This is a genomic window from Sorangium sp. So ce176, assembly GCF_051519835.1.
GTDB lineage: Bacteria > Myxococcota_A > Polyangia > Polyangiales > Polyangiaceae > Sorangium > Sorangium cellulosum_G.
The window spans coordinates 4111478-4131839 of record NZ_CP150371.1; the positions used below are offsets into that span (position 1 = coordinate 4111478).

The 20362-nt window shown below is 67.8% G+C and carries 7 protein-coding genes; 6 read left to right on the forward strand and 1 reads right to left on the reverse strand.

Annotated features, from left to right (window positions below; genetic code table 11):
* Positions 1–36: 36 nt before the first annotated feature.
* A complete protein-coding gene (locus tag WMF42_RS15460) occupies positions 37–2634 on the reverse strand; it encodes a hypothetical protein (protein ID WP_437692693.1) in 2598 nt (865 codons plus the stop codon).
* Between the two features lie 769 nt (positions 2635–3403).
* Here WMF42_RS15460 and WMF42_RS15465 point away from each other — a divergent pair.
* The 6 genes from WMF42_RS15465 to WMF42_RS15490 are packed head-to-tail and all read left to right on the forward strand — an operon-like array spanning position 3404 to position 20362.
* Entirely contained in the window at positions 3404–6445 is a 3042-nt protein-coding gene (locus WMF42_RS15465) for a BPTD_3080 family restriction endonuclease (RefSeq protein WP_437694280.1), read from the forward strand.
* Between the two features lie 2 nt (positions 6446–6447).
* A complete protein-coding gene (locus WMF42_RS15470; protein WP_437694282.1) occupies positions 6448–9234 on the forward strand; it encodes a site-specific DNA-methyltransferase in 2787 nt (928 codons plus the stop codon).
* Complete coding sequence (locus tag WMF42_RS15475; RefSeq protein ID WP_437692695.1) at positions 9231–11450, forward strand: hypothetical protein; 2220 nt, start codon at positions 9231–9233, stop codon at positions 11448–11450. The genes WMF42_RS15470 and WMF42_RS15475 overlap by 4 nt, the downstream gene beginning before the upstream one ends.
* Before the next feature lie 4 nt (positions 11451–11454).
* A complete protein-coding gene (locus tag WMF42_RS15480; protein ID WP_437692696.1) occupies positions 11455–12468 on the forward strand; it encodes a hypothetical protein in 1014 nt (337 codons plus the stop codon).
* Positions 12465–14561, forward strand: a complete 2097-nt coding sequence (locus tag WMF42_RS15485; protein WP_437692698.1) for a UvrD-helicase domain-containing protein — start codon at positions 12465–12467, stop codon at positions 14559–14561. The genes WMF42_RS15480 and WMF42_RS15485 overlap by 4 nt, the downstream gene beginning before the upstream one ends.
* Entirely contained in the window at positions 14558–20362 is a 5805-nt protein-coding gene (locus tag WMF42_RS15490) for a DEAD/DEAH box helicase (RefSeq protein ID WP_437692700.1), read from the forward strand. Before WMF42_RS15485 ends, WMF42_RS15490 begins: the two co-directional genes overlap by 4 nt.

Genomic DNA, 20362 nt, shown 5'->3' on the forward strand with positions numbered 1-20362 from the left:
CCTGCGGGGGCGGAGCGGTTTTTCCCTGTTGGCTACTCAAGCCGCGCTGGTGTCCGCGAGGAGCGACAATGCGGCGTCAATATCGGAGAGCGAAGCCTCCCGGGTTGTCCGTTTGCGGAGCAGCCGCAGATTGAGAGCGAGCAGCTCGCTGACCTCTGGCGAGGGCAAAGGCAACCCCTTCAGGTCGTAGAGCTTGCGAGACAAACGCGAGGGTGGGTGCAGCGCGACCAGCGCCTGAAGAGCCGCGGATGCTGCCTCCGCATCGCTGACCTGGATCGCAGCCCTTAGCCGGCGCAGCAACACCACTGCCAGCGCCTCGCGCATTGCGGCGAGGAGCTTGGGCCGCGACGCGGCCTCGCCCGTCGCCGGGTCCGGCTGACGCGCGCTGTCGCGCATCAACTTGTAGATGGCCGCCCACGCCTTCTGCTGCACCAGCACCTCCATCACGCGGGGTCCGTGCTGCTCCCACAAGGTCCGGCTCGACAGCACCGTTGCCAGCCACCTCATCAGCTTGTCCATCGCGTCATGCGCCATCGGGCGCTGCACGATCCTATCCAGGGCCAGGCTCACCAGATCGGCTGGCGGGTTGCCGTGTCTGGCGAGCCAGCGGGCGAGCGCCAGAAACTCCCGCTCGTCCGCGACAACGCGCGCCCGCCGGCGGCCCGCCGGCGCGACGCTGGCAGGCAGGTCCACCTCGTCGGTCCAGCGGTACCAGCGCTCGCCGGGCTCCTCCGCGCGCGCTTCTGCGATCGCGACGAGCGTCGCCTCGTCCAGGAGCCAGGGCGCCTGCGCATGCACCCTCGTTGCCGGCAACACCGGTAGCCCCCGGCTGCGAGCGGCGAGCTCCTGCTTCAGATCCTCGGTGAGCAGCAGATCAGGCGCGAGCTGCGCACGCTGGAGCGCCACGAGGATCGGAGCCTCCGGCAGCCCGTATCCCAACAAGTCCTCGCCGGCCTCTGCGCGCTCCCGGCGGAGCGGCTCCCGCGTCCAGTCGTGGAGACGCGCGGCGGCGGCGGCTCCCCCGAGGCGCAGGTACGCCGCGACGGCATCCGCGGCAGACGCCTGGCCGTACGGCCGCAAGAACATGTCCGGCGCTGGCAGCCGATCCGGCGGCAGCGGATCAACGGCAGCCGCCACCTCGCTCAGCTTCGATATCGGCAGCTCGCACAGGAGGTCCGGATCCTCAAGGACCATGGCCAGCAGTCGAGCAGCGCGCGGCGGGGTGACCGGGAAGGACGCTCGCCGCCCGAACTGCGTTCGCACGTCGTTGAATCGAGGCGGGAGCTTCTCCTGGTAACTGAAGAGCCGCTCCTCGAAGGCGTCGTCCGCACTTTGGGGTAGCGGCGCCCATTGCAGAACCCAGCCGACCAGCTCCCCGGCCGGCATCCACCGGAACTCGCCATCGGTGAGGCTCCGGTAGGCGATCACCAAGCTGCTCTCCTCGGCCGGGTCGACATGCAGCACGCTAGGATCGGCGAGGCAGCGGTCCAGGTACCGGAACGCGCGCTCCCATGCGTCGGGCTCGCCGCGCTGGAACGCTGCGTACACCGACTGCGCCAGCCAGGGCGCAACCACCGGCTCATCGAGCGACGCCCAGGCGAGTTCGCCGAGCAACTCCGCGGCCAGGGCCCGGTCCCCCCGCGCGTGGCCCTTGAACACCCCCTCGAAATCGAGCCCATGAGACGGACCCACGAGCTCGGCCACCAGGCGGCTCCAACGCACGCCTTTGCGGGCGGCCGTCAGGAACTGCGCCACATACCACGCCCTCGCCCGGTTCCGCGCTGCAGCGTCGCCAGGCCAGTGCAGCGCCAGGGTGAGCAGGTAACGCCCTTCACTCGGTCCCAGACTCAACCCTAGATTCAGCGTGCCCGAGTCCTCGAACGGCACCTCGGCCGGCAGTGCATCCTCCGGGCTCAGGATCGCGAGCATCTGCCGCGAGTCCAGCCACGCCACGACGCTGGCGCGCCCCCGGAGCGTCCGCGCGGCTTGCAGAGGGCCGGCGTCCACGGGCACGACAGGCAGCAGCTCGTCGCCCTTGTCCACCTTGCCATCCTCTACGGCTGCAGTATCTGAAGCGCTGTCGTAGAACACTGGACCTCTCCCGATCAATATCAGTACATCGGGCGAGGTGAGCTCTTTGTCTCCGCCTCTCGCGGTGGTGCGCAGCGCTTCGCGACACTTCATGTCGTCGCGCCGGTGCGGAAACAGCCAAACCGCGATATCGCAATCCTCCCGGCGCTCGAGCACGCCGTGGAAGAACGGGCTCATCCCTCGCAGGTGCCTCGCGATACGCCACCAGGACTCAGCATCCACCCTGGTTCGCAGCCGCTCCGCCACATCGTCGAGCGCGTCCGGCTCCAGTCGGGCCGCCCACCCTTCCAAGATCGCCGCGAACCATTCAAGGTGGGAGCCTTGAGGAAGCTGCGCGAACAGCGCCTCCACGATGGGCACGGATCGCGGTGGCCTGCACGCAATCCACTCCATCAGGAAATCCGGCGTCAGCTCCTGAATGTGCTGGTAGAGAAATTCGTGATCGTCCTCGGTCAGCTTCTGCTGTTGAAAAATGTGCAACGCGACCTTGGGCACGTCCCCCTTCGAGACGCGCATGAGCATCGCGAGTTCCGTCTTTTGCATGACGAACCACCATTCGCCGCGGATCGCCGCCGCGGGGCAGCGCAAACCCCTGCTGCACCGTGCCGGTGACGGCGCGGACGCAAACCACAACCCCCGCGATAAAGGAGGCGGCGGCTACGACAAGGGCTTCTGTCGTCCGACTCCCCTCGGAGAGGGGCACCACCGGCACCGTCTAGGGGGGGGAGGGATGGCTCCTCCTGCAAGTGCAACCCCTGGCGCAGGCGTGAGCTTGAAGCAGTCGCCCCACCCCTGTCAAGCCCTCGCGCTCCTCCCCCGTGCTCCCGTGTGCCGCACGGTCCGGGTTGCCTCTCCCCTAGATAGATCCGGCAACATTCGCCGCCGTTGAGGCCCACCTTGGCAAACCGCCTCGAGACCCCCACCGTTCGATCGCCCGCCTGAAGGCCGCCGGCCTCCGTCATCGACACCTCACCGAGCCGGACTTCGCCCGCTGGCCGCGCTTCCGCAGCAAGCTCGGCTGGCGCGCGTTCATCGAGCTCCTTCACGAGAACCTTGCCACGGCTTTTCCCGGTTCCCCTCTACCTCAGCCGCTGGGTCCTCGATCCCTTCGAGGGCCTCACCTAGCCCTAGGCCGAGTGCATCGTCGCCGACATCTGTACTGGACTTTTGTCCCGTTGACGTTGGAACAACCCTGACAGATATTCCAGGACGCCTCGTCGCCAACCGAGGCTTGTCTCTCCTCCGTCGCGGCGTGGATCAGGAGGCCCTGCGCGCGGTATGTTCGTCCGGCGCAACGGCGAGGCAGGTGCGGGTGACGCGAGCGACGACGGCAAGCAGTAGGCGTGGGCTGATCCAGAACCCCATCCTCAACTCTCCCTTCCACGAGCCCACGCGGCACTTCGCGTTCACCGCGGAGGGCATCACCGACACGGTCATCGAAGGCCGCCGCCCGAGCAGCTACTTCATCCCCATCCCCCAGCCGAAGAAGAGCACCCAGCTCACCATCGGCGAGGTCCTCCAGGAGCGGCGCGAGGAGATCGCCCTCGTCAACGGCCTGCGCGACCGCGTGTCCCGGTGGCGCCAGGGCGGCTACATGCACGTCGAGCGCCGCACGCGGCACCTGCTCGAGCACTGGCGGCGCGAGGAGCGCGAGCAGAAGCTCTTCTTCTGCCAGCTCGAGGCTGTCGAGACGGCCATCTACCTGCTGGAGGCGGCCGGCCCCCTGAAGGATCGCTTCGGCGAGGACATCCTCGGGCGCGCCCAGACGGCCCACAACCCACTCCTTTTCCGGCTCGCCTTCAAGATGGCCACCGGAAGCGGCAAGACCGTGGTCATGGCCATGCTCATCGCGTGGCAGGGCCTCAACAAGCTGGCGAACCCCGAGGACAAGCGCTTCTCGACGAACTTCCTGGTCGCCACCCCCGGCATCACCATCCGCGACCGCCTGCGCGTGCTCCTGCCCGAGGACCCGGGCAACTACTACCGGGCGCTCGATCTCGTCCCGGCCGACCTGCGCGATCAGCTCGGGCAGCTCCGGATCGTGGTGACGAACTACCACGCCTTCCAGCTCCGCGAGAAACTCGAGGCGCCCAAGCTCACGAAGGAGATCCTGCAGAAGGCCGGCGTCCCCAGCCCGTTCCAGGAGACGCCCGCCGAGATGGTGCGCAGGGTCTGCAGCGGGCTCGATCCGCGCCACGACGTCATCGCCCTCAACGACGAGGCGCACCACTGCTACCGCGGGAAACCGACCGAGGAGAAGATCACCGGCGACGAGCGCAAGGAGGTCGAGGCGCGCGAGGAAGAAGCGCGTATCTGGATCACCGGGCTCGAGCACGTGCACCGCCACTTCGGCCGCAAGGACGCCGCGCACGCGCCCGAGGGAGGCCGGGGCAAGCAGCGCGTCCGAGCCGTCTTCGACCTCTCGGCCACGCCCTTCTTCCTGCGCGGCTCGGGCTACCCCGAGGGCACGCTCTTTCCGTGGGTGGTCTCGGACTTCGCGCTCGTCGACGCGATAGAGGCCGGCGTCGTGAAGGTGCCGCGCGTGCCTGTCTCGGACAACTCGCTGAAGAGCGAACAGCCGATCTACCGCGAGCTCTGGCCGCACGTGCGCGACGCGCTGCCGAAGAAGCGCGCGGGCAAGGACGCCGAGGGCCGCGACCCGGTGCTCCCCAAGGAGCTCGAGGGCGCGCTCGAGAGCCTCTACTCGAACTACGAGGCCCTCTTCCGCCGCTGGGAGAAGACGCGCGGGCCGCACAGCGCCTCGACGCCGCCGGTGTTCATCGTGGTCTGCAACAACACGGCCGTGTCGCAGCTCGTCTACCAGTACATCGCCGGCTTCGAGAAACCCGGCCCCGAGGACAGCAAGATCCCCGTCCCTGGGCGGTTCGCGCTCTTCAGCAACGTCAAGGAGGGAAGGTGGCTCCCGCGGCCCAACACCATCCTGGTCGACAGCGCGGAGCTCGAAGCGGGCGGGGCGATGAGCGACGAGTTCAAGCGCATCGCGGCCAAGGAGATCGAGGACTTCAAGCGCGAGCACCGACGCATGCACCCCGGGCGCGACGCGGAGGCGCTCACGGACGGCGATCTCCTGCGCGAGGTGATGAACACCGTCGGCAAGCCCGGCAAGCTCGGCGAGGGCGTGCGCTGCGTGGTGTCGGTCTCGATGCTGACCGAGGGGTGGGACACCAACACGGTGACGCACATCCTAGGGGTCCGGGCGTTCACGACGCAGCTCCTCTGCGAGCAGGTGATCGGCCGGGGCTTGCGGCGGATGAGCTACCAGCCGGACAAGGACGGGATGTTCACGCCGGAGTACGCCGAGGTCTACGGCGTGCCGTTCCGGTTCATCCCGATGACGGACGTGGCGACGCCGTTGCCGGAGGACAAACCGCGGACGCACGTGCGCGCGCTGCGGGAGCGCGCCTCGCGGCGGGTGCAGTTCCCGCGGGTGATCGGCTACCGGTTCGAGCTCCCGACGGAGCGGCTCGAGGCGAAGTTCGGTCCCGAGGCGCGGCTCGTGCTCACGACGCGAGACACGCCGACGCAGACGGAGATGTCGTCGATCATGGGCGAGCGGGTGATCCACTCGCTGGATCACCTGCGCGCGCACCGCGAGCAGGAGGTCGCGTTCTGGCTCGGCCGGCACGTCCTGCAGCGTTATTTCCGGGAGAAGGACGGCTCGCTGCAGAGCTGGCTCTTCCCGCAGGTGCTGGCGATCGCGAAGCACTGGCTCGCGGAGTGCGTGACGCTGAGCGACGACACGTTCCCGCAGCTCCTCTTGCTCTCGCAGTACGGGAGCAACGCGGCGGACAAGATCTACCGGTCGATCGTGACCGCGCACGACGGCGAGGCGCACGTCTTGCCGGTCTTCCATCCGGACGGGGCCGTGGGCACGACGGACGGGGTGGACTTCGTCACGGCGCGGCCGACGTACCTCACGCGCGAGGACAAGTGCCACATCTCACACGTCGTCGCGGACACGGAGAGCTGGGAGCAGAAGGTGGCGCAGGCGCTCGAGGACATGGACGAGGTCGAGGCGTACGCGAAGAACCATAACCTCGGCTTCACGATCCCGTACACGATCGATGGGATCGAGCGGCGATACTACCCCGATTTCATCGCTGAGGTGCGGCACGAGGCGCTCGGGCCGCTGCACCTGGTCCTGGAGGTGACCGGGCAGCGGGAGCAGGACAAGGCGGCCAAGGTGGAGACGGCCCAGAAGCTCTGGGTACCCGCGGTGAACAACGACGGTGGGCACGGGTTGTGGGCGTTCGTCGAGGTCACGGACCCGTGGAACGCGAAGGACGTCATTCGAAGGGCGCTCGGGCGCCTGGCGACGGCGGGAAAGAGCTGATCATGGCGGGACGCAAGAAGAGCGGCAGCACGACCTCCACGACCGAGACGCCCATCGAGGCGCTCGTGCACAAGGACACGCGCAAGAACATCCCGACACGCGAGATGGGGGAGCTCGTCGCGGACGAGGAGGAGACGCCGCAGGAGATGCTTTATCCGCGGGATCCGACGCTGGATCCGCAGCTCGTCTGGAAGGGGAAGGACGAGCAGGATCGGAAGGATCTTGCGGTGCCGGTGGTGCCGATCTACATCCAGGAGAAGATCAATCCGAAGGCGCTGATCGAGGATCTGCGGGCGCGGGCGGTGGGACAGAAGCCGCAGCTCGGATTATTCGAAGCTTTCGATCAGAAACGGGACTTCGAGGAGCAGATCGAGTTCTACCAGCACGACGAGCGCTGGACGAACCGGATGATCCTCGGCGATTCGTTGGTCGTGATGACGTCGCTCGCGCAGAAGGAGGGGCTCAAGGGCAAGGTCCAGATGATCTATCTGGATCCACCGTACGGAATCGAGTTCGGATCGAATTGGCAGGTGTCGACGCGCAGGCGTGAGGTCAAGGACGGGAAAGTCGAAGATCTGGTACGGCAACCAGAGCAGGTCAAAGCCTTCCGAGATACATGGGAAATCGGCATTCACTCATACCTTGCCTACCTACGAGACAGGCTGACGATCGCCCGTGAACTGCTCGCAGAGAGCGGAAGCATATTCGTTCAGATTGGCGATCAGAACATGCACCTCGTTAGATGTATTCTCGACGAGGTGTTCGGTAGCAAGAATTTTGCTTCGATCATATCGTACCGCACCTCGGTTCCGTTGACGTCGAGCGGCCTCGCGAGCATCAACGATTACATCATCTGGTATGCCAAGAACATTGAGGTGTACAAGTATCGTGTGCTTTACGTACCAAGGGAGACCGGCGACAAGTCGAGGTACACGAATGTGCAACTACCAGACGGGACACGGCGCGGTCTGGCGAGCAACGAGCGGCAAAACCCAGAAACACTCCCACAGGGAAGCAGAGTGTACGCCGTCGAGAACCTCGTTTCCTCCGGATACACTACCTCGTGCACGTTCGATTTTGAGTACAACGGCGAACTTTACCGCACGAGTTCCGGAAAGAGCTGGAAGACCACCCGGCAGGGAATGGTTCGCCTAGCAAAAGCAGGTCGAATAAGCGACAGCGGAAAAACTATCCGGTACGTCATCTTCAATGACGATTACCCGGTGATGAGGATGACGAGCAGCTGGAACGACACAGCTGGTGAAGCGGACAAGACGTACGTTGTTCAGACGCACACAAAAGTGATTGAGCGATGCATGTTGATGACCACGGATCCTGGCGATCTGGTGCTCGATCCGACGTGTGGCAGCGGGACGACAGCCTTTGTCGCCGAGCGATGGGGTCGCCGATGGATCACAATCGACACCAGCCGAGTGGCCATCGCGCTGGCAAGGAGCAGGCTGGTTGCCACCGAGTTCCCGTATTTCATCCTTGCGGATAGCTCCGATTCCGTGCAGCGCGAGAGCGGCGGCGACGTGCGAAGCGGATTTGTGTATCAAAAAATCCCGCACGTGACGCTCGGATCGATCGCTAACAACGAAAATATCGATGCGCTCCACGCTCGCTTCGAGGAGCAACTCTCTCCCGTCCGTGCCAAGCTGAACAAGCTCCTCAAGAAGAAGTGGGAGGAGTGGGAAGTCCCCCGCGATGCCGACCCCTCCTGGCCCATCGAAGCCAAGGCAGCCCACGCTGAGTGGTGGCAGCTCCGCCGCGCCCGACAAAGAGAAATTGACGCCTCCATCGCCCGCCGCGCTGACAGCGAGATCCTCTACGACCAGCCCCACGAGGACCCCAAGCGCATCCGCGTCTCCGGCCCTTTCACCGTCGAGAGCCTCTCTCCTCACCGCATGCTTGACGCGAGCATCCCGGTCCCCAAATCGCAGACCGCCGGCGCCAACGCGAGCACCTTCGTCACTACCATCCTCGACAACCTCAAGAAGGCCGGCGTCCAGAACACCATCAAGAACGAGCGCCTCCTCTTCGACCGCCTGAACCCCTTCCCCGGCAAGTGGATCCAGGCCGAAGGCGAGTTCACCCACAAGTCCGGCGCCATCCGCCGCGCCGCCATCTCCATCGGTCCGGAGCACGGTACCGTCAGCCCTGAGCAGGTCCGCGGCGCCGCCAAGGAGGCCCTCAAGCACTTCGACCTCGTCGTCGTCTGCGGTTTCGCCTTCGACGCGCTCGCCTACGAGGCCGCCAGGGAGTTCTCCCCGAAAAACGGAAGCAACCCGCCCCCCTCGCCGAAGGGCAGCCCCGCGCAGAAATCGATCACGGTCCTGCTCTCCCGCATGAACCCCGACCTCGCCATGGGCGACGAGCTGCTCAAGAAGACCGGAGCAGGCAACCTGTTCATGGTCTTCGGCGAGCCGGATATCTCGCTCCAGAAGACGAAGGACGGCAAGCTCGTCGCCGAGATCAAGGGCCTCGACGTCTACGACCCCACGACCGGCGAGATCCGCAGCCACACGACCGACGATATCGCCTGCTGGTTCATCGACACGGATTACAGCGGCGATAGCTTCTTCGTGCGACACGCTTATTTCACCGGCGCCAACGACCCTTACGAGAAGCTCAAGCGCGCGCTCAAGGCCGAGATCGACGAGGACACCTGGGCCTCGCTCTACACCACGAAGAGCCGGCCCTTCGATCCGCCCTCCTCCGGGCTCATCGCGGTCAAGGTCATCAACCATTACGGTGACGAGGTCCTCAGGGTCTACGAGGCGCGATGAGCCCCCCCGCGGAGACGACGCTCGCCGCATGGAGCGCAGAGGCGCTGCGGCTGCTCGCCCGCGTCGCGCGGGCACGCGGGCTCGATGGGCTCCGCCGTATAAATGCACTTAACAAGCTGCTTAACGTCATCGGCGGCCCGGACGAGGTCGAGGAGGCTCTCGCCGAGGTAGGCGCGGCGCCGAGCGACGTCGAGATTGATGTGCTCACCAGGCAGGCGCTCGAGCTTTTGAAGGAGTACCCCAAGCTCAAGGCGCGGGCGCAGGCCGGCAAGTCCCAGCTCGCGCCGCCCCTCGTCGGGCCGATCGCGGTGGACCCACCAGCGCCCCCGCCGGTGGAGCCGTCCCCTCCGCTCTCCTTCCCGCCTGGCACGCGCCCGGTCCCGTTCCCGCAGGCGCAAGCCCTCTCCCTCCTCGCGGACCCGCTGTTCTTCCGCGAGGTGACTCTTCCGCGCGGCCCGACACCGCGGGACCTCAGCTCGCCCGAGGCCGCCGCGCAGATTCACAAGCGGCAGGAATCCTCGATCGCCTCCTTCTTCGCCCCCTTGCCCGCCTCGGAGTGCAAGCCGGAGGCGAGCGCGTGGACGGCGTCGCTCGAGCTCGACGACAACCTATACGTCGTGACAACGGCTCTCGTCGGGCTCCCGCAGTTCGTCAAGACGCTCGATCTCGTCTCCGGAGAGCAAAGGGTCACGGTGCTCGCGTCGAACTTGCGTAGCGGCACCTGCCGCACGCGGGTCCGCCCTTCGACCGAGAAGTACGTGTGGTCTGCGGGCGCGTTCGACGAGGACGTGGGCGAGGAGCTCAAGGCCCTCGAGCTGCCCGGTCTCCCGGCCAGCCGTGCGAGCGCATTCCGCCTCGACGCCGCCGGGGCAGGCCAGCTCCTCGTGGGCGCCGTGCTCTCGCCGGGTCGCTCCTATCGGCTCTTGATCCCGCCCGAGCTCCCGGTCGAGGGGTTCGCCGCCGTGGACGTCTCAGCCACGCCCGCGCCGTGGCGGCGCGTCGAGATCACGCTACCAACGCCGGTGCCCACGGAGCTCGCGGCGCGGCTCCTGCGCATGGGCCTCGCGGTAGCGCAGACGGCGCTCAACGTGAGCTTCGCCGGCATCGCGGCGCGGGAGTACCGCCGCGGACGAGGCGGCGAGCGCTACGCCTGCTTTCGTCCCGAGGACGCGCCAATCGTGCGTGTGGCCGGCGTCGAGACGAAGGAGCCGGGTGCGCTTGTGCTCTTTCTGGCCAGGCCCCACGGGCAGACGCGTTTCCCCCTGCCACCGGGCAAGGACCACCTGGTCGAGCTCGGGCCGCTCGTCCCCGGCCGTTACGCGCTGGATGTGCTTAGCCTCGACAAAACGCGCGAGCCGGAGCGGCTCTTCTTCCAGGTGGACGAGCAGGCAGGTCGCACCCCGGGGATCACCGGCGCGAGGGTTTCCTTGGAGCTCGACGGCGAGTCGATGGCCGTTGAAGGCGCGGCGAGCCTGGATCTCGATCTCGGCCACCTCGATGCATCACGCCTGCGCATCCATGCCCCGCCGCTCTGGCGCATCGGCGCGCGCTGGGAGGGCGCGTGCTCGAGGAGCTTGCCGCCGCTCTTCGCCAATGGGCGCGGCGAGGTGCCCGCCGAGAACCTGCTCGCCGCGATCCAGGCGGAACGCGAGACGGAGCGCATCGGGGATCTGCATCTCGATTTGGGCGACCTGGGGGCCGTCACTCTGCGACATACGCAGCGCCTCTCCCCGGAACATCTCCGGGAAAAACTCCGCGCGCTCCTCGCGGAGCGGGGCTCGACCGTCGCCGAGGAGCCCGATCTCTCCCTTCTCCGGACGATCTGGATCGACCCCGTGTGCTCCGTCCTCGGCTACCAGGTGCGCGAGATCGCGCCCATGCTGGACGACGCAGGCAGAGCCCGCAGCTTTGCGGCCTTCGCGCTGGAGGCGACGGTTCGGGAGGACGAACGCATCACCGTGGAGCGGCCCGCCGCCCTGATTCTCGGGCGGCGCGGCGTCGATCTGGTTTCGACGGCCAGGGATACGGCGCGCGACCTCGCCTCCAGGCTGGGCAGGCGCGACGGATTCGTGCGGGCCATCCTGACCGACGGTCTTTCGTGGGCGCTCTGGGAGCGGGGTCGAGCCTTCGCGGCGGCGCCGCTCGCGCTCCGGGACGCGGTCGAGGACGGCACCGGCGCGCTCTTCGAGGCGTTCCTTTCGCGATTCCACGCCTGAGCTCATGGATATGACGATGCGCTTCGAGGTCCTCACACCCGATTCGTACGCAAGACGGGTCGCCGACCGCTACGGCGGCCATCCCGACCGCGGGACCGAGGTCATCGCGGAGGTGACCCGCGCGGAGCTCTTCGCGCTCGGACAGACGCTGCGCTGGGTGCTCGTGCAGCGGGTCGAGAAGCTGCTCTCGCTCTTCGGCGTCACAGCGGAACGAATCGGGGAGATCGTACGCACGCTCGAAGCGATCGGTGACCTCAGCGCCGGTCCTGGCGGAGAGGTGGCCTGCGCGCCGCTTCGGGGCGTGCGCGTGAGCGCAGGGCGCTGGCTCCTTGTGGGGACGCTGCCCTCGAGCGAGATGAGCACCATCGGGCACATGACAGGGCTCCCGCGGCGGCTCTCTGTCTCCGAAGATCAAGCCGTGCAAGCGTGGGTCGAAGAGCGTAGCGGGCGCGTGATCGACGTCGCTCGCTGGGCGGGTCTTGATCGCTCGGCGCCCCATGATCGCTGGCTGGGCGAGCTCGCGGCGCGGCTCGACGCGGCTTCGCGCTTCGAGGACCGGGCGAGCGCCCTCTCCTGGGACGACCTCGGGATCTATCAGCCCAAGGGGGAGGACGCCTCGCGGGCGGCGCGGTGGAAGAGGGGGCCGCTCGGCGACGAGCCCGCGCTCGTCCGCGCGCGCCAGACAGGCGGATGGTCCGCGTACGCATGGGCGCGCGGCTCCGGAGACAAGAGAGCCTTCGTCCCCCTCACGGGCGACGAGGCCAGGCGCACGATGTTCGCTGTCGACGCGGCCGCAGGCCTACCAGTGCGGTTCGATGTGACGCGGACGGATGGCGGGCAGGAGATCGCGCTGCCGGTGCTCCTTCCAGCCGCCGAGTACCGCCTTCTCGCCGCGGTGGGCGAGATGCTCGACGAACCGCGGCGCGTTCGACTGGACGAAGGTGCGTTCGAGCAAGCCGCGGTGCTCCTTCGGGAGCGGCTTGGTGCCGCCGTCGAGGAGGCGCGGAGGGAGCCGTGAGAGATCGGCGAGAGCTCAACATCAAGCCGAGCTGCGCCCACGAGATCCAGGCCTTCCCGTCCGAGCAGGCCGCGGTGCTCTGGGAAAAACTCGCCAGGCTCGTCGACGATCCGATCCCCGACGGGAAGCTGAAGAAGAAGCTCAAAGGCAAAGGCGGCCTCTGTCGCCTGCGCGTCGGGGACTACCGCGTCTTCTACAGCTTCGGCGATACGTGGATCCGCCTCATTGCCATCCGCCGGCGCGATTCGAGCACGTACGGCAACAAGACGGTTGCGATCGGCGCCGAGGCCCCGGGGGCTCTCCCGCCGCGCGGGGAGGAGCAGGAGGCGGAGGTCCTGGACACTCCCTCGGAGAGGCCCCCTCTCGCCTTCTCTGTGGCCGCGCCCACGCCAGGTAAGAAGTTACCTTCGCCGATCACGCCTGCATGGCTTGCCTCCCTCCACATCCCGCAAAGGCACTACCCGCCCCTGCTCCTCTGCACCACCGAGGACGAGCTGCTCGCGGCAGACGTACCGCGGTACGTGCTCGAGTGCGTGGTCGACAACCTCTTCCCCAGGCCGCTCCGCGAGGTCGTGCAGCAGCCCGACCTCGCAGTCCACGACCCGCACGACCTCTTGCGCTTCAAGGAGGGCACCCTTTTCTCGTTCCTGCTCCGGCTCGACCCGGACCAGGAAAAGCTCACGACCTGGGCCCTGAAAGGGCCCACGATGGTGCGGGGCGGCGCGGGGACGGGCAAGAGCACCGTGGCCCTTTACCGCGTGCGGGCCGTGCTCAGGCAACCGCATGCGACCGGGAAGGAGACCGCGCTCTTCACCACGTACACGCGCGCCTTGCAGAGCGCGAGCCGCCAGCTCCTCGAGCAGATCCTCACGCCGGCCGAGATGGAGCGCGTGCGCATTGCCACGTGCGACGAGCTGGCCCGCGAGATCGTGTCCCGGCGGCGTCGTATCGAGCGCATCGAGACGGACCCGCTCTCCGTCCTCGCCGCCGTGCGCGAAAATTTCCTGCCCGCAGGGCCTACTATGTTCGAACGCAAGCTCCGCGCTCGGGCCCTCGCCAGGATCTCCGATCGATATCTGCTCGACGAGATGACGTGGATCATCGAAGGGCGCGAGCTCCGCACGCTGGAGGAGTACGAGGCGGCGCCGCGGCCCGGGCGCGGCGTGGCGCTGGGAGCGAAGATGCGCGCCGCCGTGTGGGAGCTTTACGAAACCTTCCGGGCGAGGCTTCAGGCCTCGGGGGGCGAGACCTTCGGCGCGCTACGCCGTGAGGCGGCCGAGATGGCCCGCACCTGTGACGACGTGCAACGCTTCGGTCACGTGCTCGTCGATGAGGCCCAGGACCTGCCACCCGTGGCGCTGAGCCTGCTCGCACACCTCGCCAAGAGCCCCGAAGGCCTGTTCTTCGCAGCGGACTCCAAGCAGTCGATCTACTCGCGCGGCGCAGGCTGGAGCAGCGCGGATCCGCGGCTCATGTTCAAGGGGCGGACGGCCATTCTCCAGCGCAACTATCGCTCGACCGTCGAGATCGACGCGGCGGCGTTTGCGCTCCTCGAGCCGGAGCCCGACGAGGAGCTTCCCGCGTCGACGAGCCCTCACGAGGGCCCCATGCCCGTGCTGCTCCGCGGTGCGCCGCCCGCGCGCGAGGCCCACTGGGCGGCGCATTTCATCCGGCAGATGGCCCGTCACCTGCGCATCCAGATGCACGCGGCGGCGGTGCTCGCCCCGGACAGGGCGACCGGCGAGGCGATGGCCAGGGGGCTCAAGGCCGCGGGTCTCGCCGCGCGCTTCTTCGAGGGGCGCGACCTCGATCTCGGGGCGCCGGCGATCAAGGTTCTTACTTTCCATTCGTCGAAGGGGCTCGAGTTCCCGATCGTCGTGGTCTCTGGCCTGCACCCGGGCAGCTACCCGATCGCCGCCGACTACGAGGAGCCTTCCGCGTTCGAGGAGGCCATGCGGCACCACCGCCGGCTCCTCTACGTCGCGTGCACCCGTGCCATGCGCGGCCTGATGCTGATCGAGCCCGAAGGCTGCGAGGACATCGCCGTCACCCGCCTCGGGGGCGAGCGGTGGAGCGTCGAGGAGGCGTCGTGACCGCTTTCCGGATGAACAAGTATGCAGAGGAGGACGGCGGCCTCTGCAACGTCGAGGACGCGGAGTTCCTCCATCGCAAGCTCAAGCCCGGCGACGTCTTCGATTTCGCGGGGGTCCGCTCGATCACCCCGGCCTTCCTTGATGCGCTGTTCGCCGGAATGAAGCCCGAGTCGCTGGTCGAGTCGTTTCAGGGCGTCGAGGGCCCCGTCGCGGACGCGCTCGGCGAATGGCTGGACAGGGTGGGCGACGCCGAGCCCTCCGGGGCGCGCAAGACGAGGCAAAAGCCAGCTCCACCCCAGGAGCCTCCCCAGCCTGCGGCGCCGCTCGCTGTCTTTGAGCGCACCGACGACGACGAGAAATACACCCCGACCCGCCTCGCGCACCGCCTCCGCGGTCAACTTCGACGTTATATCGAGAGCGCCTATCCCCTGAGCGACGCCACGCTCATCAAGGCGCGCCGCGTGCTGCTCGATGAAACCGATCACGGCACGCTCCTCTCGCAGGAGCCCTTCGTCGAGACCACGCCGCGCTACCACGTCTTCCGCGGCACGTACGACGATTTCGGCCTACCCCCAGAAATCGCCGGGCTGCTCGATCGGCTGACGCGAACGAGGACCGACTACGATCCCGAGAGGAGCCTGCTTTTCCCCGAGATCTACAAGCACCAGGAGCAGGCCTTCCGCGCCTTTCTGGTCGACGGCAAGGATCTCGTGGTCGCGACGGGCACGGGGTCGGGCAAGACCGAATGTTTCCTCGTTCCCCTGCTCGCGCGCCTCTACGAGGAGGCGACCGCGCGCCCTGAGAGCTTCGCGACGCGGGCCGTGCGGGGCCTGATCCTCTACCCGATGAACGCGCTCGTGAACGACCAGATCTCGCGCCTGCGCCTGCTCCTCGGGAGTACGGCGGTGATGCACCAGTTCCGCGAGCTCGGGCCGGGCCGCCGCCACCCCCTGTTTGGCATGTACACCGGACGCACGCCTTATCCGGGACCGCGCAATCCCGGCAAGGATGGGGCGAGCGTCGAGCCGCTCCTCAAGAAATACCTCGAGATGCCCACGGATTTGGCCCTCGATCTGAAGAAGCTCGGCCGCTTTCCGGCCAAGGATCTGCGTGCATTCCTTGCCGCCGAGCGCGCCGAGAAGGTGACCTACAAGACCGGAAAGAAGAAGGGCCAGCCCTACACGAAGCACAACTGGCCCGAGCGGCTGCAGACCGGGCGCGATGATCGCGAGCTGCTCACCCGGCACGAGATGGTGCACGATCCCGAGACGGGGCGCGGCGGGGCGCCCGATGTGCTCGTCACCAACTACTCGATGCTCGAGTACATGCTCATGCGTCCCTTCGAGCGGCCCATCTTCGACGAGACGCGGCGCTGGCTGGAGCAGCCTGGCGCGAGCCTCCTGCTGGTCCTCGACGAGGCGCACATGTACCGGGGCGCCAAGGGCGCCGAGGTGGCCTTCTTGCTCCGGCGGCTCTTCGCGCGCCTGGGCGTCATCGACAAACCGGAGAAGGTCCGGGTCATCTGCACCAGCGCCTCGCTCGGTGGCGGGGACGCGCAGGAGACGGCGCGCCGGTTCGCCGCGGATCTCACGGGAAAGCCGCCCGAGCATTTCGAGGTCGTCTTCGGCGTGCGCGAGCAGCCCTCGCCGGCCGCGCCAGGGGATCCTGCGCTCGCCGAGGTTCTCGCGCGCGTGCCTCTGCCGGCCCTGCAAGGCGATGCTGGCCCCGACGCGCTCGTCGATGCGGTGGAGCCGATCCTCCGGCATCTCGGCGACACGCAATCGCGGCCTTCGTCTGCCGAGATCCCCGCACGCCTGGTCCGCGCCCTCGAGGGGCGCCCGTGGTTGAACCAGGTGCTCGCGTTGACCTCGGAGCGGGCGAGGCCGCTCGGCGAGCTCTCGAGCGCGCTCTTTCCGGAGAGCCCTGTCGCGCGGAAGGCCACCGAGGTGCTCCTCTCGCTCGGGACGCTGGCGCGGCGCTCGCCCACGGAGGCGAGCCTCTTGCCGACGCGCATTCACATGATGTTTCGCGGCCTCGCGGGTATCTACGCCTGCATCGACCCGCGCTGCTGCGGGCGGCAGGAGCACCCAGGCGAAGAGGCGCCGCTCGGCAAGCTGTTCGCGACCCCGCGAACCCAGTGCGACGCCTGCGGCGCCCGAGTCTTCGAGCTCGCCTCGTGCCGCACCTGCGGCGGAGCGTACCTGCTCGCCCGGGTGCCGAAGGGCCAGGCTGCCTCCGCCCGGTTCCTCTGGGGCGAGCTCGATGGCGAGCTGGAGACCATCGAGATCCTCCCCACCCGCCCCCGGAACGAGGAGGGCGTGGAGGAGGCCGCGATCCAGCTCGCCACGGGCCACATCGTCCCGGCGAGCGACGCCAATGACCCCCGCGTGCGGCGCATCTGGCTCCCTCGCGACCGGGAGACCGGGCGCCGCAAGCCGGAGTTCACGCGTTGCCCACTCTGCCAGCCCCCTGGGCTGCCCCTCACCGTGCTGCGCAGGGCCTTCATCACGGACCTACGCACCCGCGGCGAGCAGCCGTTCACCGCGCTCATCGAGGCACAATTTGCCGAGCAGCCGCCGCAGAAGCGCGATCCCCACCTGCCCAACGAGGGACGCAAGGTGCTGGTTTTCAGCGACGGACGCCAGCGGGCCGCGCGCCTCGCGCCCGCGCTCGAGATGAGCCACTCGCGCGACGCTTTCCGTCAGGTGCTCCTGCTCGCGGCGCGCGAACTCGAGACGATCGGGAAATCGCCGCGCATCGGCAGCATGTTTCCCGCGCTGCTCCGCGTCTGCACGCGGCGGGGGATCGATCTGTTCCCGGCCGCGGACGAGGGCGCGTTCCACGCCTACCTCGCGCAGGCGCGGTCGTTGCCGCTCGAGACGCTCCTCGAGCACGCGGCCCAGAACATCATCCAGGCCACGCTCTCGTACGCGAAGAGCCTCTTCGCCGAGCTCACCGACAGGTACTTCTCGCTCCAGGCCATGGGGCTCGCGACGGTCGAGGAGGAGCCCGCCCTGGGCTACCTCTTCAACGACTTCCCGGATGTGGGCTTGCCCGCCGGAGAGGTCCGGGGCCTCTTTCGTGCCTGGCTCCGCGCACAGCTCGAGCGCAAATGCTTCCTGCCGCCCGGGGCCAGCTTGAGCCAGCTCGGAGAGCCTTGGGAGCGGCCCGAGGGCATCCGGCTCGACGCGAAGAATGACCTCATCCCCATCCGCTTCGGCGAGTGGATGCACGCCACCGTGGGCGAGGAGAACGCGAAGAAGGTGGCCGCGTGGTTTGTCTCGCTCGTTAGGAGCAAGGGCTTCCTCGTCCTGATGAACGACGCTTATTACCTCCAGCCCAACCTGCTCGTCCTGCGCCCCCGCACCGACGAGCGCTGGTCGCGCTGCACAAGCTGCAGCCGGCTCGACGTGCACGAGATCCGCGGCCGCTGCACCGACTGCCTCGGCCGGATGGTGGTCGAAGATGACGCGCTGTACCTCGACGCGCGGTACGGGTTTTACCGGGACCAGGTGCACCGCGCCCTGCAGGGGGACTCCCGCGAGCCCTTCGGGCTGACAACCGAAGAGCACTCGGCGCAGCTCTCCAATCTGAACGATGATGATGCGTTCTCCACCACGGAGAAGTACGAGCTGCGCTTCCAGGACGTAAGGGTTGAGGGCGAGCCTCCGATCGACGTCCTGAGCTGCACGACGACGATGGAAGTCGGCATCGACATCGGCGCCCTCACCGGCGTCGCGCTGCGGAACGTGCCGCCGCACATGGCCAACTACCAGCAGCGGGCCGGGCGGGCCGGGCGGCGCGGCCGCACGATCGCCTCCGTGATCACCTACGCCCACGGCGGCTCGCACGACGCCTGGTATTACGAGCATCCGGAGCGGATTATCTCCGGCGAGGTCCGTCCTCCGGTCGTCTACATCGAGAACCAGAAGGTGCTCGAGCGGCATGTGCATGCGTTCCTCGTCCAGGCCTTCTTCCACGAGACAGTCGCCGCGAGCGGCCGCTCCTATCAGCTCTTCGCGTCTCTCGGCACGGTCCGCGATTTCCTCACATCGGGCGAGGCCTGCTCGCTCGAGCGCCTCGTCGCCTGGCTGCATGGCAATCGCGCCCGGCTCCTCGCTGATCTGCGCGCGTGGATCCCATCGTATAGCCACGGGTTCCGCAAGAAGACGCACGCGGAGGGCGTGATCGACGGCGCCATCGAGCGGCTGGTGCAGAGGCTAGAGCATGATCTGCCGGTCGACCTAGCGCGCGCGGAAGGGCTCGATGACGCGCAGCGTGCCGGCCTCGAGATGCAGCTCGACGAGCACCTTTTGCAGATGCTCATCGACCGTGCCATTCTGCCCCGGTACGCCTTCCCGACGGACACCGTCTCGTTCTGGGTGCCGGAGCGGCGACGCCCCGGCGCGAAGACCTACAAGCGCCGGTTCGACTACAGTCCGCAACGCGATCTCCAGATTGCGCTCTCCGAGTACGCACCGGGACGAACGCTCACGATCGACAAGTTCCGGTTCGAATCGGCCGCACTCTACTCCCCCTATCCACCCGGGGTACGCGACGTCCTCGCCCGGGCGACCGCGTACAGCGCCTGCAAGTCGTGCGGGTACATGACGCTGGACGCTGCAGCGCGCACGCTCCCAGCTTGCCCGGTGTGCCGCGAGCCCCAGCTCGCGACGCTCGATTTTATCCGGCCCGAGGGCTTCGCGCCCGACGTGAACAAGGAGCGCGATATCGATCGCGGCGGGGCGATCAGCTACGCGGGAATGTCGACGCCCGCGAAGCTCGAGGTCCAGACCGTCAGGCGATGGAACGAGGTGCGCTTCGACGGACGGATCAGGCTCCTCGCGCGGCCCGAGACGATGGTCGTGGTGAACAAGGGCGTCGGGGACCGTGGCTTTCACGTGTGCCCCGCGTGCGGGTCGGCGGAGCCGGTCTTCGGCCCGGGGTTCACGACGCCTCGCCTGGTGGGCAAGGATGGCCGCGCCAAGGTGCACACGCACCCCATCGAGGAGGGCGGCCAGTGCACGGGGACCGTCACCGGGCCATTCTATATGGGCCACCAGTTCCCGACGGACGTGCTCCTGCTGCGGCTCACACTCGCCTCACCGATGAAATGCGCCGTCGATGCACCGCGCTCGGGCCGTGCGGGGCGGATGGCGTTGACCTCGCTGGTCGAGGCCCTTTGCCTCGCGGCGTCGCGCATCCTGCAGATCGACGAGGGCGAGCTCGCCGGCAACTGGAATCCCGTTCCCGGCGACGTCACGCGCGAGGCGGACCTCTACCTCTACGATCTGCTCCCCGGCGGCGCTGGCTACACCCATCAGGTCCGCAGAAATCTCGGGGCCATTCTCGAGGAGGCGCGGCAACTTCTCGGCGGCTGCGATTGCACCTCGTCGTGCCACCGCTGCCTTCGTCATTACAATAACCAGACCGTGCACGGTTCGCTCGATCGCAGGCTGGGCATCGCGCTGCTCGAGTATCTGCTCGAGGGCGCCGTGCCCTCCGTGTCCCCCGAAGAGGCACTATCCGCGCTCCGTCCGCTCACCGAGCTGCTCTCGCTGCGGGACATACCGTTCGAGCTCGGGGCCTTCGCGATGGCGCCGGTGCCCCTCCGACTCGACTTGGCCGGAGGCGAGCTCTGGGTCGACGTCCACCACCCGCTCGTCGACCCCGACGTAGTCGGGGCGCGAGCGATGGAGGAAGCACAGGCCACCATGACGCCGGTTGTGGCCCTCGATACGCACACTTTGCTCCACGATCTGCCGCGGGCCTGCAAGATCCTCGGCGTGGAGGAGGGGTGA